This is a genomic window from Streptomyces sp. NPDC001549 (assembly GCF_042894025.1).
Lineage (GTDB): Bacteria > Actinomycetota > Actinomycetes > Streptomycetales > Streptomycetaceae > Streptomyces > Streptomyces kutzneri.
In genome coordinates, this window is record NZ_JBIAVJ010000024.1 from 1 (window position 1) to 15,644 (window position 15,644).

Consider the following 15,644-nt stretch of genomic DNA (forward strand, 5'->3'; position numbering starts at 1 on the left):
CGCACCGCGGAGTACGAGCCCGCGAACCCGATCCCCGCGATGACCACGGCACCCGCGACCACCACGCCTATGAGTATCCGGTGCGTACGAGTCAGTTGCATCGCGGCCACCCGCGATCCCCTCCCCTTGTCGAGCACATACCGAGCGCAGAGTGCTGGTGCTGAGTGCTGGGCACTTACCGCGCCTTTACCGAGCTGCGGCAGGCACAGCGTACGGGTGACTCGATGTCAGCGCCCCAGGAGGCCCCGCCCCGCGCTCATCGCTGCCGGGCCCCGCGCTCATCCCTACTGGGGCTGCGGGGACTGCGGCTGCTCCGCCGGCGCCTTGTTGGCCGTGTCCACCGAGGTCACAGCCTCCTTGGCCGCAGTGATCGCGTCCTGGAGCAGCTTCGCGTGGTCCGGCGCGCCGGCCCCCTCGTACGCGGCCCCGTTGTAGTCGAGCCGGATGACCACGTTCTGGACGCGCGCCACGATCGAGGTGTTGAAGGAGTCGACGTCCTTCTTCGCCTTGTAGATCACCGACGTCGCCTGGTCGCCGATCCCGGCCACCGCCTCCGTCTGCGGGTCCTGCGCGCCCTCCTCGGTCTTCGCCGTCCCGACCTCCTTGTTGTACTGCTCCTCCGCACGCTTGTTGGCGTCGCCGAGGGTGGCGTGGGAGTCGTAGCGGAAGAAGGAGAGCGAGAGCCAGCGGTACTGCGAGCCCTTCAGGCCGTCCTCGTCCAGACCGTTCCAGGAGCAGCTGGCACGGGTGGCCAGGTCGTTCGACTTCGTCGCCGTCCCGTTCTTGTCCTTCGCCTCCGGGACGAGCGTGTCTATCGTCGGCGTCTGGAGCGCCTTGCAGGGATCCGGGAGCGTGGCGAAAGCCGCCTTCTCCAGGGCCTTGGAAGTCTTCGGGTTGGGCTTGGCGGACGAGGACGAACCGGACTTCTTCTCGCCGTTCGAGCCCGTGTCCTTGCCCGAGTCGGACGAACACCCGGCGACGGTGAGGATCACCGGGACGGCTGCGCAGGCGAGAACGCGGGTGAGGCGCGAGGCTGATCGGTGCATGGTTCCTTCAGTACGTTTGTCGGTTGTTCTTCGGACGCCGGACCCGGGCAACGGTAGCCCGACCGGGTACCCCCCTGCTGTGCGCGCCGTCACGCGAGACCACGGCGCGCACCGCTCATTCGCTGAAACGCTCGGCCAGGGCCTGTGCCAACTGCCGTGCCCTGTCCTGGGTTTCGGTGCTCGGCGGGACCGTGCCGGGCAGTGCGGGCTGCACGCTGTACTCGATGGTGACGATGACGTTCGAGGTGCGGAACACAATGCGCACGGTGCGGGACTGCGCGGCGCTGGCCCCGGCGGGACTGAGCTTGTCCTCCAGGAAGGCGTCGCTGCCGAGGCCCTCCAGGACGCGTGATCCGAGCTCGACCGGCGCCGACGGGCTCGCGCCGGGGGACGCCGGCGCCCCGGAGGCGGGCGCGCCCTGGACCGGGGCCGCCGGGGTGGGGGCGGCGGGGGTGGGGGCGGCAGGGGTGATAGCCGCCGGGGTGGGGCTCGCGGTCGGGCCGGGGAAGGGCAGTTTCGCGTCGGTGAGCCGGCGGACGTAGACCTGCTTGGCCTTGTCGTCGTCGCTGGTGGTGGTCCGGTCGTACGAGACCACGCGCTCGAAGCCGACCGACAGCAGCCGCGTCTCCTCGGGGCTCTGCCCGGTCCAGCGGCAGCCGACGTGCCGGTCGCCGTCGTACGAGGCGTCCGCGACACCGGCGTACATCTGGTCGCGCTGCTCGGGGGTGAGGCTGTCCCCGGCCGGGAGCATGCCCTTGAGCTTCTTGCTGTCGGCGCCGGCCTTGCAGGGCGCGGGCAGACTGCGGTACTTCCCCGGTTGGGCGGGCGCGGCGGCGTTGCCGCCGGCCTTCGAGTCGCTGGTGCTTCCGCCTTCGCTCCCGCTGGTGCACCCGGTCAGGCCGGCCGCCCCGGCCGCGAGCGCGGTGAGCATCGCGATGCCTGGCAGGACTCGCCGCCGTACCGCCTTGCGCTGCACGTCCACTGGCTCCCTTCGACCGGCGGGCCCCCCGACGGTCAGGAAAATGCGTTGCCGCGACTTGGGCGCGGCTGGACACAATGTCTATCGCACACGCTGGTGCTGGCGCCGGTCCCCTGTCGTATTTGGGATCAAGAGCGAGGCTTTTGCGCATTCTGACTTTTCTGTAGTTTTCGGGGGATTGATTCCTTATGTCGTATGTAGAGGTACCCGGGGCGAAGGTCCCGATCCGGATGTGGACCGACCCGGCGTCGGTCGAGGACAGCGCGATGCAGCAGCTGCACAACGTCGCCACCCTCCCCTGGATCAAGGGCCTGGCCGTCATGCCGGACGTCCACTACGGCAAGGGGGCCACCGTCGGCTCGGTGATCGCCATGAAGGACGCGGTCTGCCCGGCGGCGGTGGGCGTGGACATCGGCTGCGGAATGTCGGCGGTGAAGACCTCCCTGACGGCGAACGACCTGCCGGGGGACCTGTCGGGGCTGCGGTCGAAGATCGAGCGGGCGATTCCGGTGGGGGCGGGGATGCACCGCGAGGCGGTGGACCCGTCGCGGCTGTACGGGTTCTCGGATGCGGGCTTCGGGGATCTGTGGGAGCGCTTCGACTACGTCACGGATGCGGTGAAGTTCCGGCGGGACCGGGCCATGCGGCAAATGGGAACCCTTGGCCAAGGAAATCACTTCTGCGAAGTTTGTATCGATATGTCCGGCTCGGTGTGGCTCATGCTGCACTCGGGATCGCGGAACATCGGCAACGAGCTGGCGGCCTTCCATATCGACGTGGCCCGGGGGCTTTCGCACAACCAAGGCCTCGTGGACCGGGACCTCGCGGTCTTCCTCGCGGCCACGCCGGAGATGGAGGCGTACCGCAACGACCTCTTCTGGGCGCAGGAGTACGCGAAGTACAACCGCGCCGTGATGATGAGCCTGTTCAAGGAGGTGTTCCGGAAGGAGTTCCGGAAGGCGAAGGTCTCCTTCGACCGGGAGATCAGCTGCCACCACAACTACGTGGCGGAGGAGCGGTACGACGGCATGGACCTGCTGGTCACGCGTAAGGGCGCGATCCGGGCCGGCAGCGGTGACTACGGGATCATCCCGGGTTCCATGGGTACGGGCTCGTACATCGTGAAGGGCCTCGGCAACGAGAAGTCCTTCAACTCGGCCTCGCACGGAGCGGGCCGGAAGATGAGCCGGACGGCGGCGAAGAAGCGGTTCTCGGCGCGCGACCTGGCGGAGCAGACCAAGGGTGTCGAGTGCCGCAAGGACTCGGGCGTCGTGGACGAGATCCCGGGTGCGTACAAGTCCATCGAGCAGGTCATCGACCAGCAGACCGACCTGGTGCAGGTCGTGGCCAAGCTCAAGCAGGTCATCTGCGTCAAGGGCTGAGGCCCGGGCGCGGATGTCGGGGGAGTGCGGGAGCCCGGACCGGTGACGGTCCGGGCTCCCGCGCGTCGTGGGTCAGTCCTCGTCGCCGTCGAGGAGGAGGTCCACCGGGAGCTCCAAGGACACCCCGATGGACTCGGGAAGCGGGATGGAGGTGCCTCGCTTGTAGGTTCTGCGCAGGCGGTACGTGCCGTTGCGGGGGTCGCTGCAGAGGACGGCCTCGTCGTGGTGGCGGTCGGCGATGACGTACACCGGGATGTCGGCCTTCGCGTAGCTGTCGACCTTGACGCCGATGTCGTCGGACCAGTTCGACGACGTGACTTCGACGACCAGGCGGAAGACGTCGGCCGCGTAGCAGTTCTTCTGGACCTTGTGGTTGCGGAAGTCAGCCTCGACGAGGGCGAAGTCCGGGATGGCGTAGTCGTCGGAGCCGGTCGGCAGCCAGAGGCCGATCCCCTGGACGTATCTCAGCCCCGCCTTTCGGGCGCCGGCGTCGTAGAACTTCTCGATGAGCCAACTCAGTGCCAGCGCGTGCGAACCGTCGGCGGGCGGTGTCACGGTGAGCCTCCCCTGGAGAATTTCCACTCGGTGCCCGGGAAGCTCCCTGGAGAGTCGATCGGCGGCCTCCGCGATCGTGGTCTCGTGCTCTATCACAGCCATAGCTTCCTCCTTCTCTCGGCTCACGCTCCCGGAGCGTAGCCGCGGCCGCCGACATTCCGTGTGCATTCACCCGGCCCGGATCCTGCGGGAAAGGCGTTGCCCGCCTCGTTGTTCCTGCTGCCCGGGGCGGCCTCGTACGACACCGGGTACTTCACCCGGCTCACGGAGGAGGGGCGGGTCGGCGTCGAGAACCACACCGTCGACCACCCGGACCTCACCACGCTCGACGCCGCCGGCAGGGGCGCCGAGGTGTGCGGGGCCGGGGAGCAGCTCCGGGCGGTCTTCGGGCGGACGCCGAAGCTGCTGCGGCCGCCCTACGGGGCGGTGAACGACGAGGTGAGGCTGGCGGCCAAGGCGTGCGGGGTGAAGGCGCTCGTCACGTGGACGTACGACTTCACCACCTGGGGCGAGACCCCGCCCACGCCGCGGCTGCAGGCCGGGGACATCGTGCTGCTGCACTTCACGCCGGCGCTGGCGGCGGACCTCCAGCGGGCCCTGGACGCGGCGAGGGCCGCCGGGCTGAAGCCGGCGGCCCTCATGCCGCACCTGAGGGCGGCGGGAGTTCTCTAGAGCTCGCGGTGGACCTTGGTGTTCGAGGCCTGGGCGCGGGGGCGGACCACCAGGAGGTCGATGTTGACGTGGCTGGGGCGGGTCACCGCCCAGGTGATGGTGTCGGCCACGTCGTCGGCGGACAGGGGTTCGGCGACGCCCGCGTAGACCTTCTCGGCCTTCTCCGCGTCGCCGCGGAACCGGGTCTTCGCGAACTCCTCGGTCTTGACCATGCCCGGGGCGATCTCGATGACGCGTACGGGCTGGCCGACGATCTCCAGGCGCAGGGTCTCGGCGAGGACGCGGGCGCCGTTCTTGGCGGCGACGTAGCCGGCCCCGCCCTCGTAGGTGGAGTGGCCGGCGGTGGAGGAGAGGACCACGACCGTGCCGTCGCCGGAGGCGGTGAGGGCGGGGAGCAGGGCCTGGGTGACGTGGAGCGTGCCGATGACGTTGACCTCGTACATCGTGCGCCAGTCGGCGGGGTCGCCGGTGGCGACGGGCTCGGCTCCGATGGCGCCGCCGGCGTTGTTCACGAGCACGTCACAGCGGGCCAGGGAGGCGGCGAAGGCGTCGACGGCGGTGCGGTCGGTGACGTCGAGGGCGTGCGCGGTGGCCTGGTGGCCGGCCTCGGTGAGCTCGGCGGCGAGGGCTTCGATGCGGTCCTTGCGGCGGGCGGTGAGGACGACGTGGTAGCCGGCTGCGGCGAGCTGCCGGGCGGTGGCCGCGCCGATGCCGCTGCTCGCGCCGGTGACTACGGCGGTTCGGGTGGCGGCCGTGCTCATGTGCGGGCTCCTCGGTCGTTCGTACGGGCGATTACCCGCCAGCATAGGCGCGGCTCAGCGGCCGCGCGGGGCGTACATGATCACGGCCATGCCGGCGAGGCAGACCAGGGCCCCGGTGGTGTCCCACCGGTCGGGGCGGTAGCCGTCGGCGACGGCGCCCCATACGAGGGATCCGGCGACGAAGACCCCGCCGTAGGCGGCGAGGACGCGGGCGAAGTCGCCTTGGGGCTGGAGGGTGGCGGCGAAGCCGTAGAGGCCGAGGGCGATCACCCCGGCGCCGATCCACGACCAGCCCTTGTGTGCGCGGACGCCCTGCCAGACGAGCCAGGCGCCGCCGATCTCCAGGAGTGCGGCGAGGAGGAAGAGGGCGGCGGAGCGGGCCAGGAGGGTGATCGGCATGGCTCAAAGGTACGCACGGCAGATGGGGGTGGGCGCGCCCTCGTTCGTGTGATGGTCCGACCGGTCGGGGGCGCCGGTGGCTAGCCTCCGCGCGAGGAGGTGGTGTCGGTGCGCCGTGGTGCCGTACGAAGTGTGGTGGTGGCGGGTTTGCTGGCGCTCGGCGCGGGTGTTCCCGGGTCGGCGCAGGCATCGGCGGGGGACGGGCCGGAGGCCGATGTGGCCTATCACGGCCGGGTGGCCCTGTCCGGGGCGCGGCTGCGGATCTGGCTGGTCCCGGAGAACGACGGGCCCGCCGCGCTGCCGAACGCGACGGTGCGGGTGCGGCTGTCGGCGGAGCTCGCGGACCGGCAGGAGCTGGCGGGGGGCTGCGCGCGGGCGGGTCTGCGCGAGGTGGTGTGCGAGACGGGGCCGCTGCCGCTGCACGGGCGGGGGCGGCACATCGGGCTGATGCTGGAGCTGCGGGAGCGGGTGCCGGAGGTGGCGGTGCGGGTCGACACGTGGTGGAACGGCGGTGCGACGGACCGGAACCACGCCAACAACGAGCACGTGGTGCTGGCGCTGGACACGGGCGACGCCTACGCGTTCTAGTGCTGTGACCGCCCGCCCGGTCCGCCCCGCCCGGTCCGCCCTGCCCGGTCCGCCCGCCGGACACGGCTCAGGCCGTGCCGAACTCCACGAGGGCCTCGTCGACGATCCGTTCCAGGCGGGCGTGGTGGGCGCCGCGCCAGTAGACGCGCTCGCACTCGGTGCACTGCGCGAACACGTCGTAGGAGCGGTGCGTGCCGTGTTCCAGGCGGTCGCCGACGCTCTCCTTGTCGGCCTCGTGGAGCGGGCCGTTGCAGGCGGTGCAGCGGGTCCACGGTGCGAGGGTGGGCGCGAACCGGCCCAGGACGTCGCGCAGTTGCTCGTCGGGGTTGTCGCTGTAGATGTACGCGCCGGCGAACAGCTCGCGGCGGCGCAGCAGTCCGCGGTCGCGGGAGAGCAGTACGCGCCGTTCGGCCGCGGAGCGGGTGGCGAGGGCGGGGTCGCCGATGTCCTCGTTCTCGTAGGCGGCGTCGACGCCGAGCAGGCGCAGGCGGCGGGCGAGGGTGCCGAGGTGGACGTCGAGGAGGAAGCGGAGCTGGGCGCCGGGGACCTGTTGGGGCCGCTCGACGCCGTACACCTCGACGTTCTGGCCGTCCTGGGGCACGTAGGAGACGGGTACCTCGTGGCCGTCGACGAGGAGGCGGCCGACTTCGGTGAGCGGGACGCCGGCCGATTCGACGACGTGGCCGAGGCTGGAGGCGCCGTCGGTGGCGGTCGGTACGCGGTCGGCGCGCCGGCTGGGCGGGGCGAAGAGGCGCAGTTCGGGGGCGAGGGTGAGCTGAATGCCGGGTCCGTTCACCTGCTCAGCATGCCATTTCCGGTGCGGTGGCCGCGGCCGAATTATGAGGTGGCGGTGGCCCGGTCGTAGGTGTCGCGGTGGGTGCTGACCTCGTCGAAGTGGTTTTCGGCCCAGAGCTTCACGGAGGACAGGAGGCAGCCGAGGCTGCTGCCGAGGTCGGTGAGCCGGTAGTCGACGCGGGCGGGGACGGTGGGGGTGACGGTGCGGGTGACGAGGCCGTCGCGTTCGAGGGAGCGGAGGGTCTGGGTGAGCATCTTCTGGCTGACGCCGGGGATCTTGCGGCCGAGGTCGCTGTAGCGCATGGAGCGGTTCTCGGCCTGGCCGAGGGCGCTGACGATGAGGCCGACCCACTTGTCGCTGATGCGGGCCAGGAGCTGGCTGGTGGGGCACTCCCTGAGGAAGGCGTCGTAGGCGGAACGGGCTTCCTCGCGGCGGGCCGCGGCGGTGCTGGTGGCCATGGGTACCCCACTTCCGGGTCGGGTACGCACCTTCGAGTGCGTACTTACGAAAAGAGAGTACCTCTCCATAAGTTAGTGCTCATCGAGAACGCGTGAACACGCGAACGAATGAGCGAGAAAAACGGCGAACGGGAGAGATGAAGATGAGCGAGCAGACGATGCTGGCGGCCGTGGTGACCGGGTTCGGCGGCCCGGAGCAGGTCGGACTGGCCGAGGTCCCGGCGCCCCGCCCCGCGGCCGGCCAGCTCCGCGTCAAGGTCACCGCCGCCGGGCTCAACCCGGTGGACGGCGCGGTCCGCGCCGGGATCTTCGGCGGCGCCGGGCAGCAGCTTGGCCTCGGCTGGGACGTGTCCGGGGAGATCGACGAGATCGGCGCCGGCGTGACCGGCCGGCGCGTCGGCGACCGGGTCGTGGGCCTGCACTACGGGCCGGTGAAGCTGCTGGGCACGCACGCGCAGTACGTGGTGCTCGACGCGACCGCCGTCGCGTCCGCCCCGGTCACCGTGGACGCGGTGGCCGCGGCGGGGCTCCCGCTGGCCGGCCTCACCGCCGCCCGCGCCGTGGACCTGCTGGGGCTCGCCCCCGGCTCCTCGGTGCTGATCACCGGAGCCGCGGGCGTCGTCGGCGGCCTGGCCGTCCAGCTCGCCGTGCGGGCCGGCCTGGCGGTGACGGCCCTGGCGGGCCCCGAGGACGAGGAGTTCGTACGGTCCCTGGGCGCGACCGGGTTCGTCCCGCGCGGGGCGGCTCCGGCCGGGCCCGTGGACGGGGTCCTGGACGCGGCGGTGCTGGGCGAGGCCGCGCTGGGCTCCGTACGCGACGGCGGGGTCTACGTGGGCCTGATCCCGAACCACGCTCCGGCCGCGGAGCGCGGTGTCCGGGTCGTGGAGCAGGAGGTCGCGGCGGACGGGGCGCACCTGGCCCGCCTGGTGGCGCTGGTCGACGCGGGCGCGCTGACCCTCCGGGTCGCGGACACCTTCCCGCTCGGCGAGGTCGCGAAGGCCCACGCCCACCTCGGGACGCCCGGGATCCGGGGCCGCATCATCCTGACGGCGTGAGACCGCCTTGCGGACGCCCCACCCGGTAGCGCCAGTCGCAGCTCGGGTGGGGCGCACCGGGCGGGTACTCGAAGTCCACGTCGCCCAGGTACTCGAAGCCGGCCCGCCGGCACACCGCGTTGGACGCCGGGTGGCCGGTGCCGGGGAAGGCGTGGACGCTGTCGCGGGAGCCGTGGGCGCCGACGTACGCCAGGAGCTCCGTGAGCGCCGCCACGGCCAGCCCGTGGCCCTGGAACTCGGGCAGGATGCCCCAGCCGGACTCGTAGACCGGCTCGCCCTGCCACTCCCGCTCCCAGAAGCCGACGGATCCGACGCTCTCGGCGCGTCCGCCGCCGTCACCGGGGCCCTCCCCGGCCGGGGTCCACACGACGCGGAACATCCGGCCGGCGGCCGGCTCCCGCGCGCTCAGGGCCTCGTAGCGCCGCTGGCGGTCGACGAGCTTCGCGGCCGGCTCGGGGCCGCCCAGGAACCGGGTCATGGCCGGCTCGTTCTTGCGCTCCAGCAGCCAGAAGTCCCCGGCGGACCAGGGCTCCAGCCGAACGTGAGTCTCCATCGGGCCACCCTACGGAGGCGCGCGCGGCCGCTCCACGGGTTTCGGCCTCCACGGCGTGCCGCGGTCGTGAACGCGTCTATTTTCAGGACGAGTTCGGGGTTCGTCCGGACCGCGCGCCTCCGGGTGGCGGGGTTCCGGCGCCGCTCCGCCGTCCCGTCCCGGTGACCGCGGGGCTGACCTGCGCCGACCCCCTATTGCGAGGTGGGTGGCGGTGTGCCGGAATGGTGGATTCGCGCATCGGGCACCGATCGGTGAATGATCAATTCCAATCACCAACGGCCCCTCGGGTAAAGAGAATTGGCCTTTTGTTTCCAGTGGTCGTGGCCTAGCCTGACCTCAGCCGACCGGGGGGAAGGGCTTCGGCTGCCCTGCCCTCTCACTGCATCAGTCACCACCCGACGAGGGGGAGTCACGAATGCTCAGTAAGAGGATTTCGGCCGGATTCATCGCGATGGCGGCCGTGGCCGGTGTCATCGCCGCGGCGCCGTCCGCAGCGGCCGTGGACCGTACGTGTTACGACGGCAACTTCTGCATCTACAAGGACAGCAACTACAGCACGAACAACTCGATGTACCGGACGAAGTACGAGTCCGCCCGCTGGGACATCGACATGCCGGCCGTCTACGAGGCCGACAGCTCCTGGTGGAACCGCCGTGGTCAGTCGTCCAAGACCTACGGTGGCCGCTGGATGTCGTGGGGCGTGGAGATCTGCCTCGTCCCCGGTGGTTCCGTGAACTACTACTGGGACGCCAACGACGACGGCGCGAGCAACACCCTGAACGACGGCAACGGCTGCTGATCACCGCCTGAAGGCCGGGTCGCCCCGCGTCGCGGAGGCGGCCCGGCCGCACCTTCAAGAGGACACGGACATTGAAGAAGCGCACCCGGTGTATGACGGCGATCGCGGTGACGGTGCTGCTGGGCGCAGCCGCCTCCGCCTGCTCGGAGGAAGCCCCGCAGGACCTGGAGACGGCCCGCAGGGCGCAGACGGCCCTCGACAGTGCCAACGCGGCGCTGGACCAGGAGCGTGACGCGGAGACCAAACTGATCCGCAAGTGCATGAACGACAAGGGCTTCAAGGTCTTCCCGGCGAGCGGCTCCGCCACCGACAGCGGCAAGAAGCGCAGCGAGGACCTCTCCCCGTCGGCCGAGACCGCGCGCACGGTGGGCTACGGGGCGGACCCGCGCAGGTCGGACAACCGGAAGGCCCAGGAGGGCCTGGACGACTTCGACGCGCTGCCCGAGGACGTCAAGCGGGCGCACAGCATGGCCATGGACGGGTACGTCGACAAGCCCGAGGGCGGTGTGGAGTTCGACTTCGGCGGCGGCAAGGTCATGGTGCCGTCGAAGGGCTGCCGCGGTGAAACCCTCAAGGCCGTGTACGGGGACGTGAAGGAATACCTCCGGCTCAACTGGACGGTCTACAACAGCGTCAAGCAGAACGGCGCGCGTATCCTCGCCGATGACGACGGATATCAGAAGGCGCTTTCCGAGTGGGCCTCCTGCATGAAATCCGGCGGATATCCGGAAATTGCGACTCCGGAGAAGGCCAGGGAATCGGCACTCGCGCATTACACGAATATTCCCGACGGTGATACCGCGGCGCTCGACAACGCCCAGCGTGCCGAGATCAAGCAGGCCACCACCGATGCCGAGTGCGGCACGAAGGTCGGTCTCAATACGAAGGCGCGGGAGGCCAAGAGCAAGGCCTCGGCGGCTTCGCTGGTGAAGCACGAAGCGGAAATCACGGCGTGGCTGGAACTCATCACGAAGGCCAAGGGCAAGGCCCAGGATCTACTGCGAGAGACGTCCTAATACTGTCATGAGCCTCGAACACCCCGATGAGACACAGGCGGCCCAGCCGTCCGGTGCGGTCGCAACGCGTGCGCGGCAGAGGTCCAGGCGGGGCCTGATCGTCGCCGCGGTCGTCGTCGTGCTTTTCGGCAGCTCCGCTTCCGTCTGGTGGATCGCCTCCCAGGCCAGGACTCCGGAGCAGCGTGCCTCGAACGCCGCAGCGCCCCCGCCCTCCCGGATCACCGGGAAGGTCTCCGACCAGCAGCTCGTCGAGCGGATGGAGTTGACCGGGAAGGTCGAGACGGCCGCCCGCACCACCATCACCGGCGTCCAGCCGCAGGGCACCAGCCGCGCGGTCGTGACGGCCCTGCCCGCGGCCGCGGGCAAGAGCCTCAAGGCCGGGGCGGTCGTCGCGGAGGTGTCGGGCCGGCCGGTCCTGCTGCTCCCGGGGCGCTTCCCCGCGTACCGGGACCTGAAGGCGGGCGACAAGGGGCCGGACGTGCAGCAACTGCAGCGCGCGCTGCAGCCGTTGTACGGGACGGCGGTGAACGGCACGTACGGCCCGGCCACCGTCGACGCGGTGCGCAAGCTGTACGTGGCGGCCGGGTACGAGGCACCCGCAGGGCAGGGGCAGAGCACCACCGGCGGCAGCGGTTCCACCTCCGGCACGGCACGCGGAGGCGGGGCGTCCGCGGGAGGCGGCACGGCTCCCCGGGGCGGCGCGGAGACCGACGGCGGGACCCGGGCGGCCCCCGGCGCGAACGGCACGGGTGGCGCGAACGGCACGGGTGGCGCGAGCGCGCCGCCCGCCCGCGGTCCGGACACGCCGCCCGCCGCCGGGCCGGCCAAGCCCGGTGAGCTGCTGCCGGCCGCGGAGGTCGCGTACGTCAGCGCCCTGCCGGCCACGGTGGTGCAGGTCACCGCGGCGGTCGGCGACGCGGCCGACAAGCCGCTCGTCGTCCTCGGCAGCGGCGGCCGCCAGGTGCGGGCCGCCCTCAGCGCGGACCAGCGCACGCAGCTGCGCGATCTGCCGGCCGACGCGGTCATCCGCTTCGGCACCGGCCCCTACGAGGGCAGGGAAGGCACCCTGGGCTCCCTCAACAGCCCCTCGGACGGCAAGAGCGGCGACCAGCAGGGCAAGAGCGGCGGCCAGGACGGCGCGGCCACGGCGGGAACGGGAGCGGCAGCGGGTACGGGAGCGGGTACCGGCAACGGCTCCGGCACCGCGGGCGGCCAGCACGAGGCCCTGTTCGTGCCGACCGGCGCGGAGGCCAAGGAGGGCTCGGCCCAGCAGATCAGCGTCGAACTCCGGCGCAGCCCCAAGGGCGCGCTGACCGTTCCGGTGTCGGCCGTCTGGACCGACCTCGGCGGCTCGTCGACGGTCACCGTCACCGAGGGCGGCAAGGAGCGCAACATCCCGGTCGAGGTGCTGTTCACCCATGAGGGTCTCAGCGCGGTCCACGCGCTCGACGAGAACCTCGCCGCCGGCCAGACGGTCGTCCTCGTCCGCCGCGGAAGCCCGGCGGGCGGCGGCGCGGACGGCGGCTCCGGCGGCGCCTCGGGCGGTACCGATGACTGAGGACGACCCGGCCCCCGTCATCGAGATGACCGGCATAGCGAAGACGTATCCGGGACCGCCGCCCGTGCACGCGCTGGCCGACGTCACGCTCGACATCCGGCCCGGCCGGCTCGCGGCCGTCGTCGGCCCCTCGGGCTCCGGGAAGTCCACGCTGCTGAGCGTGCTCGGACTGCTCGACGTCCCGACCCGCGGCCGGTACCTGCTGCAGGGCAACGACACCACCGCCCTGTCCGAACGGGATCGCACCGCCCTGCGGGCCTCGACGCTCGGCTTCGTCTTCCAGGCCTTCCACCTGGTCCCGCACCTGACCTGCGTACAGAACGTGGCCCTGCCGCTGGTGCACCTGGGCGTGCCCCGCGCCCAGCGGCGGCCGCAGGCCGTGCGGGCGCTGGAGTCCGTGGGCCTCGGGCACCGGCTCGACGTCAAGCCCACCACCCTCTCCGGCGGAGAGCGGCAGCGGGTCGCGGTCGCGCGGGCCATCGTCCACCGGCCCGCGGTCGTCCTGTGCGACGAGCCGACCGGCAACCTGGACACCGCCAACTCGGCCCGGGTCATGGATCTGCTGGCCGGACTGGTCGCGGAGGACCGGGCCGTGGTCGTGGTCACGCACGAACCCGATGTCGCGGCCAGGGCCGACCGCGTCTTCAAGGTGGTGGACGGCCGTGTTGCGTAGGCGTGCGAAGGGCCGGCCGCCCGGGCACCCCCGTACGTCGGCGGCGGATCTGCTCGTCCAGGCGTTCCTCGCGCTGTTCGGCCGCCGGTTCCGCACGCTGCTCACCATGGTGGGGATCTCCGTGGGGCTGGCCGCCGCCCTCGCCACGCTGGGCATCACGGCCAGCGCGGCCGGCGCCGTCTCCGACCAGTTCGACGCCCTCAAGGCGACGCGGGTGACGGTCAAGTACCCGTCGGAGGCCGTTGCCGGGGTCCGGCCGCGGCCCGACGGCGCCGACACCCAGCGGGTGCGCGACCTCAACGGCGTCCGCAGCGCCGGCCTGGTCAGCAGGGCCGGCGAGCAGCCGGCCGTCTCGCGGCTGCCCGGCGGCAAGGAGAACGACCTGCCCGAGAGCACGGTCATGGCCGCGCAGCCGGAAGCGCTGCTCGCCATGTCGGCCGAGCTGACGCAGGGCCGCTGGTTCGACACGGGGCACGACGCCCGGCGCGAACGGGTGGCCCTGATCGACACGGCCGCCGCCTCCCGGCTGACCGTGGACGGCGGGGCGGGCAACTCCGTGATCCACATCAACGGGGTCGCCTTCAGCGTGCTCGGCGTCTTCCGCGCCCCCACCGGCGACACGAACCTCACCGGCTCGGTGGTCATCCCGTACTGGGCCGCCCTGCAGGACCCGGCGGGACTGAGCTTCGCCCCCGCGGAAATGATCATTCGTACGGATCTGGGCGCCGCCGACCAGGTCGGCGACGAGGCCCCCTTCGCCCTGGCCCCGGGCGCCCCGGACAAGCTCGTCGCGCTGGTGCCGCCGGACCCCCGGTCCCTGCGCCAGGGTGTCGAGTCGCAGACCCGGGCCCTGTTCCTGGGCCTGGCCGCCGTCTCCCTCGGCGTGGGCGCGCTCGGCGTCAGCAACACCGCCTACGTGTCCGTGCTGGAGCGGCGCTCCGAGATCGGCCTGCGCCGGGCCCTGGGTGCCTCGCGGCGGGCGGTCGCCGGACAGTTCTGCATCGAGAGCGGCCTGGTCGGACTGGCCGGCGGCGTGGTGGGCACGGTGCTCGGCATCCAGATCACCGCGGTGACCTGCCTGGCCAAGAACTGGCTGGTGGTCCTCGACCCCGCCCTCACCACCGCGGGCCCGCTGGTCGGCCTCGTGGTGGGCCTGGCCGCGGGCCTCTACCCGGCCCTGGCGGCCGCCCGCATCCTCCCCGCCGAAACCCTGCGCGCGGGCGTCTAGTAGTGCTAGGCCAGGGCAGGCCGCCGAGCTGTCAGCTCCGCTGGAAGAACTCCACCTCCGCCAGGGCGACATGGCGGTCCGGGGTCAACCCGGCCGGGGCGTCGAGGGTCAGACGGATCGTCGTGGCGTCGCTGATGCCGGTGGGGAAGGTCTGGGGACCGGGCTTGTCGCTCAGGGTGAGCTTCTTGCGGACCTTCTGGCCGTCCCGCGCCGTCACTTCCATGTCGATCTGGAGCGCCCGCCCCTGAGTCGCGTACTCCTCCGGTGATGACGAGGCGCCGTTGGTGATGATCACGTCGACCAGGCGGAACGGCTTGGTGAAGGTGTACGTCACCGAGGCACCGGGGCCGGGCACGCCCCAGTAGCGGTTGCTGAGTCCGTCCGTGGCGTGGCCCACCGGGTGCCCGGGCAGCTCGGCGCTCGCCTCGACGCGGGTCGGGGTCACCGCCTTGGCCTTGCCGAGCTTGTCCCGGGTGTCCTCGAACAGGTGGCGTCCGGCCGGCATCATCAGGAAGCCGACCGCGCACAGGGCCAGCACCACGGCCAGGATCACCAGGAAGCGCACCATCCGGCCCGAGCCCGCCCGCGTGCGGCGGCGGAACGGCCAGACCGTCCGCCACCACGGCAGGGGAGCCGGTGCGGCGGCGGGCGTCAGCGGCGCCGCGCAGCGGCGGCAGAAGCGGCGGTCCGGCGGGTTGGGCGTGCCGCAGGCGGGACACGGGACCCCGGCCACGTCGTCGCTCACCGCAGCGGGACGCACGACCGGGCGCGGCGCGACAGCCTTCGCGGGCCGGACGGGCTGCGGGGTGGCGGGCGGCGCTTGCGGGGTGCTCTGCGCATCGCGCGTGCTGCGGGCGGTGGGGTCCTCCCCACCGGCCGGACGGGCCTCCGGCGGCGGCCTCCGCGTCGGAGCGGGCTCCGGCGGGGAGGGATCTGCCCCTGAGGGCGCGGGCGGGTCGGACTCGGCGGTGGCGGGCGGGTCGGACTCCGCGGTGGCGGGCGGCGGGGAGTCCACCCGTTCCGGGGCCGTGGCCAGGGGAGCGGTGGACTCCGACCAGCCCAGGTAGGCGCCGCAGTTGCCGCAGAAATCGTCCGTCACGCCGTTGGACGCCCCACACACGGGACA

Annotated in this window: 18 protein-coding genes; 9 read left to right on the forward strand and 9 right to left on the reverse strand. The window is 72.0% G+C overall.

Annotated elements, in window-relative coordinates:
• Nucleotides 1-284: 284 nt before the first annotated feature.
• On the reverse strand, nt 285-1,046 hold the full coding sequence (locus ACFY04_RS31675; RefSeq protein ID WP_389122023.1) for a DUF3558 family protein: 762 nt from the start codon (nt 1,044-1,046) through the stop codon (nt 285-287).
• Between the two features lie 115 nt (nt 1,047-1,161).
• The gene (locus ACFY04_RS31680) at nt 1,162-2,022 is read right to left on the reverse strand and encodes a DUF3558 domain-containing protein (protein ID WP_389122026.1); all 861 of its coding nucleotides are present in this window, start codon (nt 2,020-2,022) and stop codon (nt 1,162-1,164) included.
• Between the two features lie 191 nt (nt 2,023-2,213).
• On the opposite strand from ACFY04_RS31680, the gene ACFY04_RS31685 reads away from it, so the two are divergent.
• Nucleotides 2,214-3,407: an RtcB family protein gene (locus ACFY04_RS31685; protein ID WP_389122029.1), complete on the forward strand. Its 1,194-nt coding sequence runs from the start codon at nt 2,214-2,216 to the stop codon at nt 3,405-3,407.
• 72 nt (nt 3,408-3,479) lie between these two features.
• Here ACFY04_RS31685 and ACFY04_RS31690 read toward each other — a convergent pair whose 3' ends face one another.
• Nucleotides 3,480-4,064, reverse strand: coding sequence for a Uma2 family endonuclease (locus tag ACFY04_RS31690; RefSeq protein WP_389122032.1), 585 nt, complete (start codon nt 4,062-4,064; stop codon nt 3,480-3,482).
• 96 nt (nt 4,065-4,160) lie between these two features.
• Here ACFY04_RS31690 and ACFY04_RS31695 point away from each other — a divergent pair, with 96 nt between their 5' ends.
• A complete protein-coding gene (locus ACFY04_RS31695; RefSeq protein WP_389122034.1) occupies nt 4,161-4,634 on the forward strand; it encodes a polysaccharide deacetylase family protein in 474 nt (157 codons plus the stop codon).
• Here the strand turns inward: ACFY04_RS31695 and ACFY04_RS31700 are convergent.
• Complete coding sequence (locus ACFY04_RS31700; protein ID WP_301368079.1) at nt 4,631-5,395, reverse strand: SDR family NAD(P)-dependent oxidoreductase; 765 nt, start codon at nt 5,393-5,395, stop codon at nt 4,631-4,633. The genes ACFY04_RS31695 and ACFY04_RS31700 overlap by 4 nt on opposite strands.
• Before the next feature lie 54 nt (nt 5,396-5,449).
• Entirely contained in the window at nt 5,450-5,794 is a 345-nt protein-coding gene (locus ACFY04_RS31705; RefSeq protein ID WP_389122036.1) for a YnfA family protein, read from the reverse strand.
• 138 nt (nt 5,795-5,932) lie between these two features.
• On the opposite strand from ACFY04_RS31705, the gene ACFY04_RS31710 reads away from it, so the two are divergent.
• Complete coding sequence (locus ACFY04_RS31710; RefSeq protein WP_389122038.1) at nt 5,933-6,382, forward strand: hypothetical protein; 450 nt, start codon at nt 5,933-5,935, stop codon at nt 6,380-6,382.
• Between the two features lie 67 nt (nt 6,383-6,449).
• Here the strand turns inward: ACFY04_RS31710 and ACFY04_RS31715 are convergent, their stop codons facing one another.
• Nucleotides 6,450-7,178, reverse strand: a complete 729-nt coding sequence (locus ACFY04_RS31715; protein ID WP_389122040.1) for a Mut7-C RNAse domain-containing protein — start codon at nt 7,176-7,178, stop codon at nt 6,450-6,452.
• Nucleotides 7,179-7,219: 41 nt separating this feature from the next.
• Nucleotides 7,220-7,636: a winged helix-turn-helix transcriptional regulator gene (locus ACFY04_RS31720; protein WP_389122042.1), complete on the reverse strand. Its 417-nt coding sequence runs from the start codon at nt 7,634-7,636 to the stop codon at nt 7,220-7,222.
• Nucleotides 7,637-7,794: 158 nt separating this feature from the next.
• Here ACFY04_RS31720 and ACFY04_RS31725 point away from each other — a divergent pair, with 158 nt between their 5' ends.
• Nucleotides 7,795-8,691 carry an NADP-dependent oxidoreductase gene (locus ACFY04_RS31725; protein WP_389122271.1) on the forward strand — a complete coding sequence of 299 codons (897 nt, stop codon included), beginning with the start codon at nt 7,795-7,797 and terminating at the stop codon, nt 8,689-8,691.
• On the opposite strand, the gene ACFY04_RS31730 is transcribed toward ACFY04_RS31725, so the two are convergent.
• Entirely contained in the window at nt 8,675-9,244 is a 570-nt protein-coding gene (locus ACFY04_RS31730; RefSeq protein ID WP_389122043.1) for a GNAT family N-acetyltransferase, read from the reverse strand. The genes ACFY04_RS31725 and ACFY04_RS31730 overlap by 17 nt on opposite strands.
• 415 nt (nt 9,245-9,659) lie before the next feature.
• Between ACFY04_RS31730 and ACFY04_RS31735 the strand changes: the two genes are divergently transcribed.
• The 5 genes from ACFY04_RS31735 to ACFY04_RS31755 all read left to right on the forward strand — a co-directional run bounded on the left by ACFY04_RS31735 (nt 9,660) and on the right by ACFY04_RS31755 (nt 14,518).
• Nucleotides 9,660-10,043, forward strand: coding sequence for a hypothetical protein (locus ACFY04_RS31735; protein ID WP_389122045.1), 384 nt, complete (start codon nt 9,660-9,662; stop codon nt 10,041-10,043).
• Nucleotides 10,044-10,135: 92 nt separating this feature from the next.
• Nucleotides 10,136-11,059 (forward strand): hypothetical protein, encoded by a 924-nt coding sequence (locus ACFY04_RS31740; RefSeq protein ID WP_389122047.1) that lies wholly within the window; start codon nt 10,136-10,138, stop codon nt 11,057-11,059.
• 7 nt (nt 11,060-11,066) lie between these two features.
• The gene (locus ACFY04_RS31745; protein WP_389122050.1) at nt 11,067-12,617 is read left to right on the forward strand and encodes a hypothetical protein; all 1,551 of its coding nucleotides are present in this window, start codon (nt 11,067-11,069) and stop codon (nt 12,615-12,617) included.
• Nucleotides 12,610-13,290: an ABC transporter ATP-binding protein gene (locus ACFY04_RS31750; RefSeq protein WP_389122051.1), complete on the forward strand. Its 681-nt coding sequence runs from the start codon at nt 12,610-12,612 to the stop codon at nt 13,288-13,290. The genes ACFY04_RS31745 and ACFY04_RS31750 overlap by 8 nt, the downstream gene beginning before the upstream one ends.
• The gene (locus ACFY04_RS31755) at nt 13,280-14,518 is read left to right on the forward strand and encodes an ABC transporter permease (RefSeq protein WP_389122053.1); all 1,239 of its coding nucleotides are present in this window, start codon (nt 13,280-13,282) and stop codon (nt 14,516-14,518) included. Before ACFY04_RS31750 ends, ACFY04_RS31755 begins: the two co-directional genes overlap by 11 nt.
• A gap of 31 nt (nt 14,519-14,549) precedes the next feature.
• Here the strand turns inward: ACFY04_RS31755 and ACFY04_RS31760 are convergent, their stop codons facing one another.
• Nucleotides 14,550-15,617 (reverse strand): NADase-type glycan-binding domain-containing protein, encoded by a 1,068-nt coding sequence (locus tag ACFY04_RS31760; RefSeq protein ID WP_389122055.1) that lies wholly within the window; start codon nt 15,615-15,617, stop codon nt 14,550-14,552.
• Between the last annotated feature and the right edge of the window lie 27 nt (nt 15,618-15,644).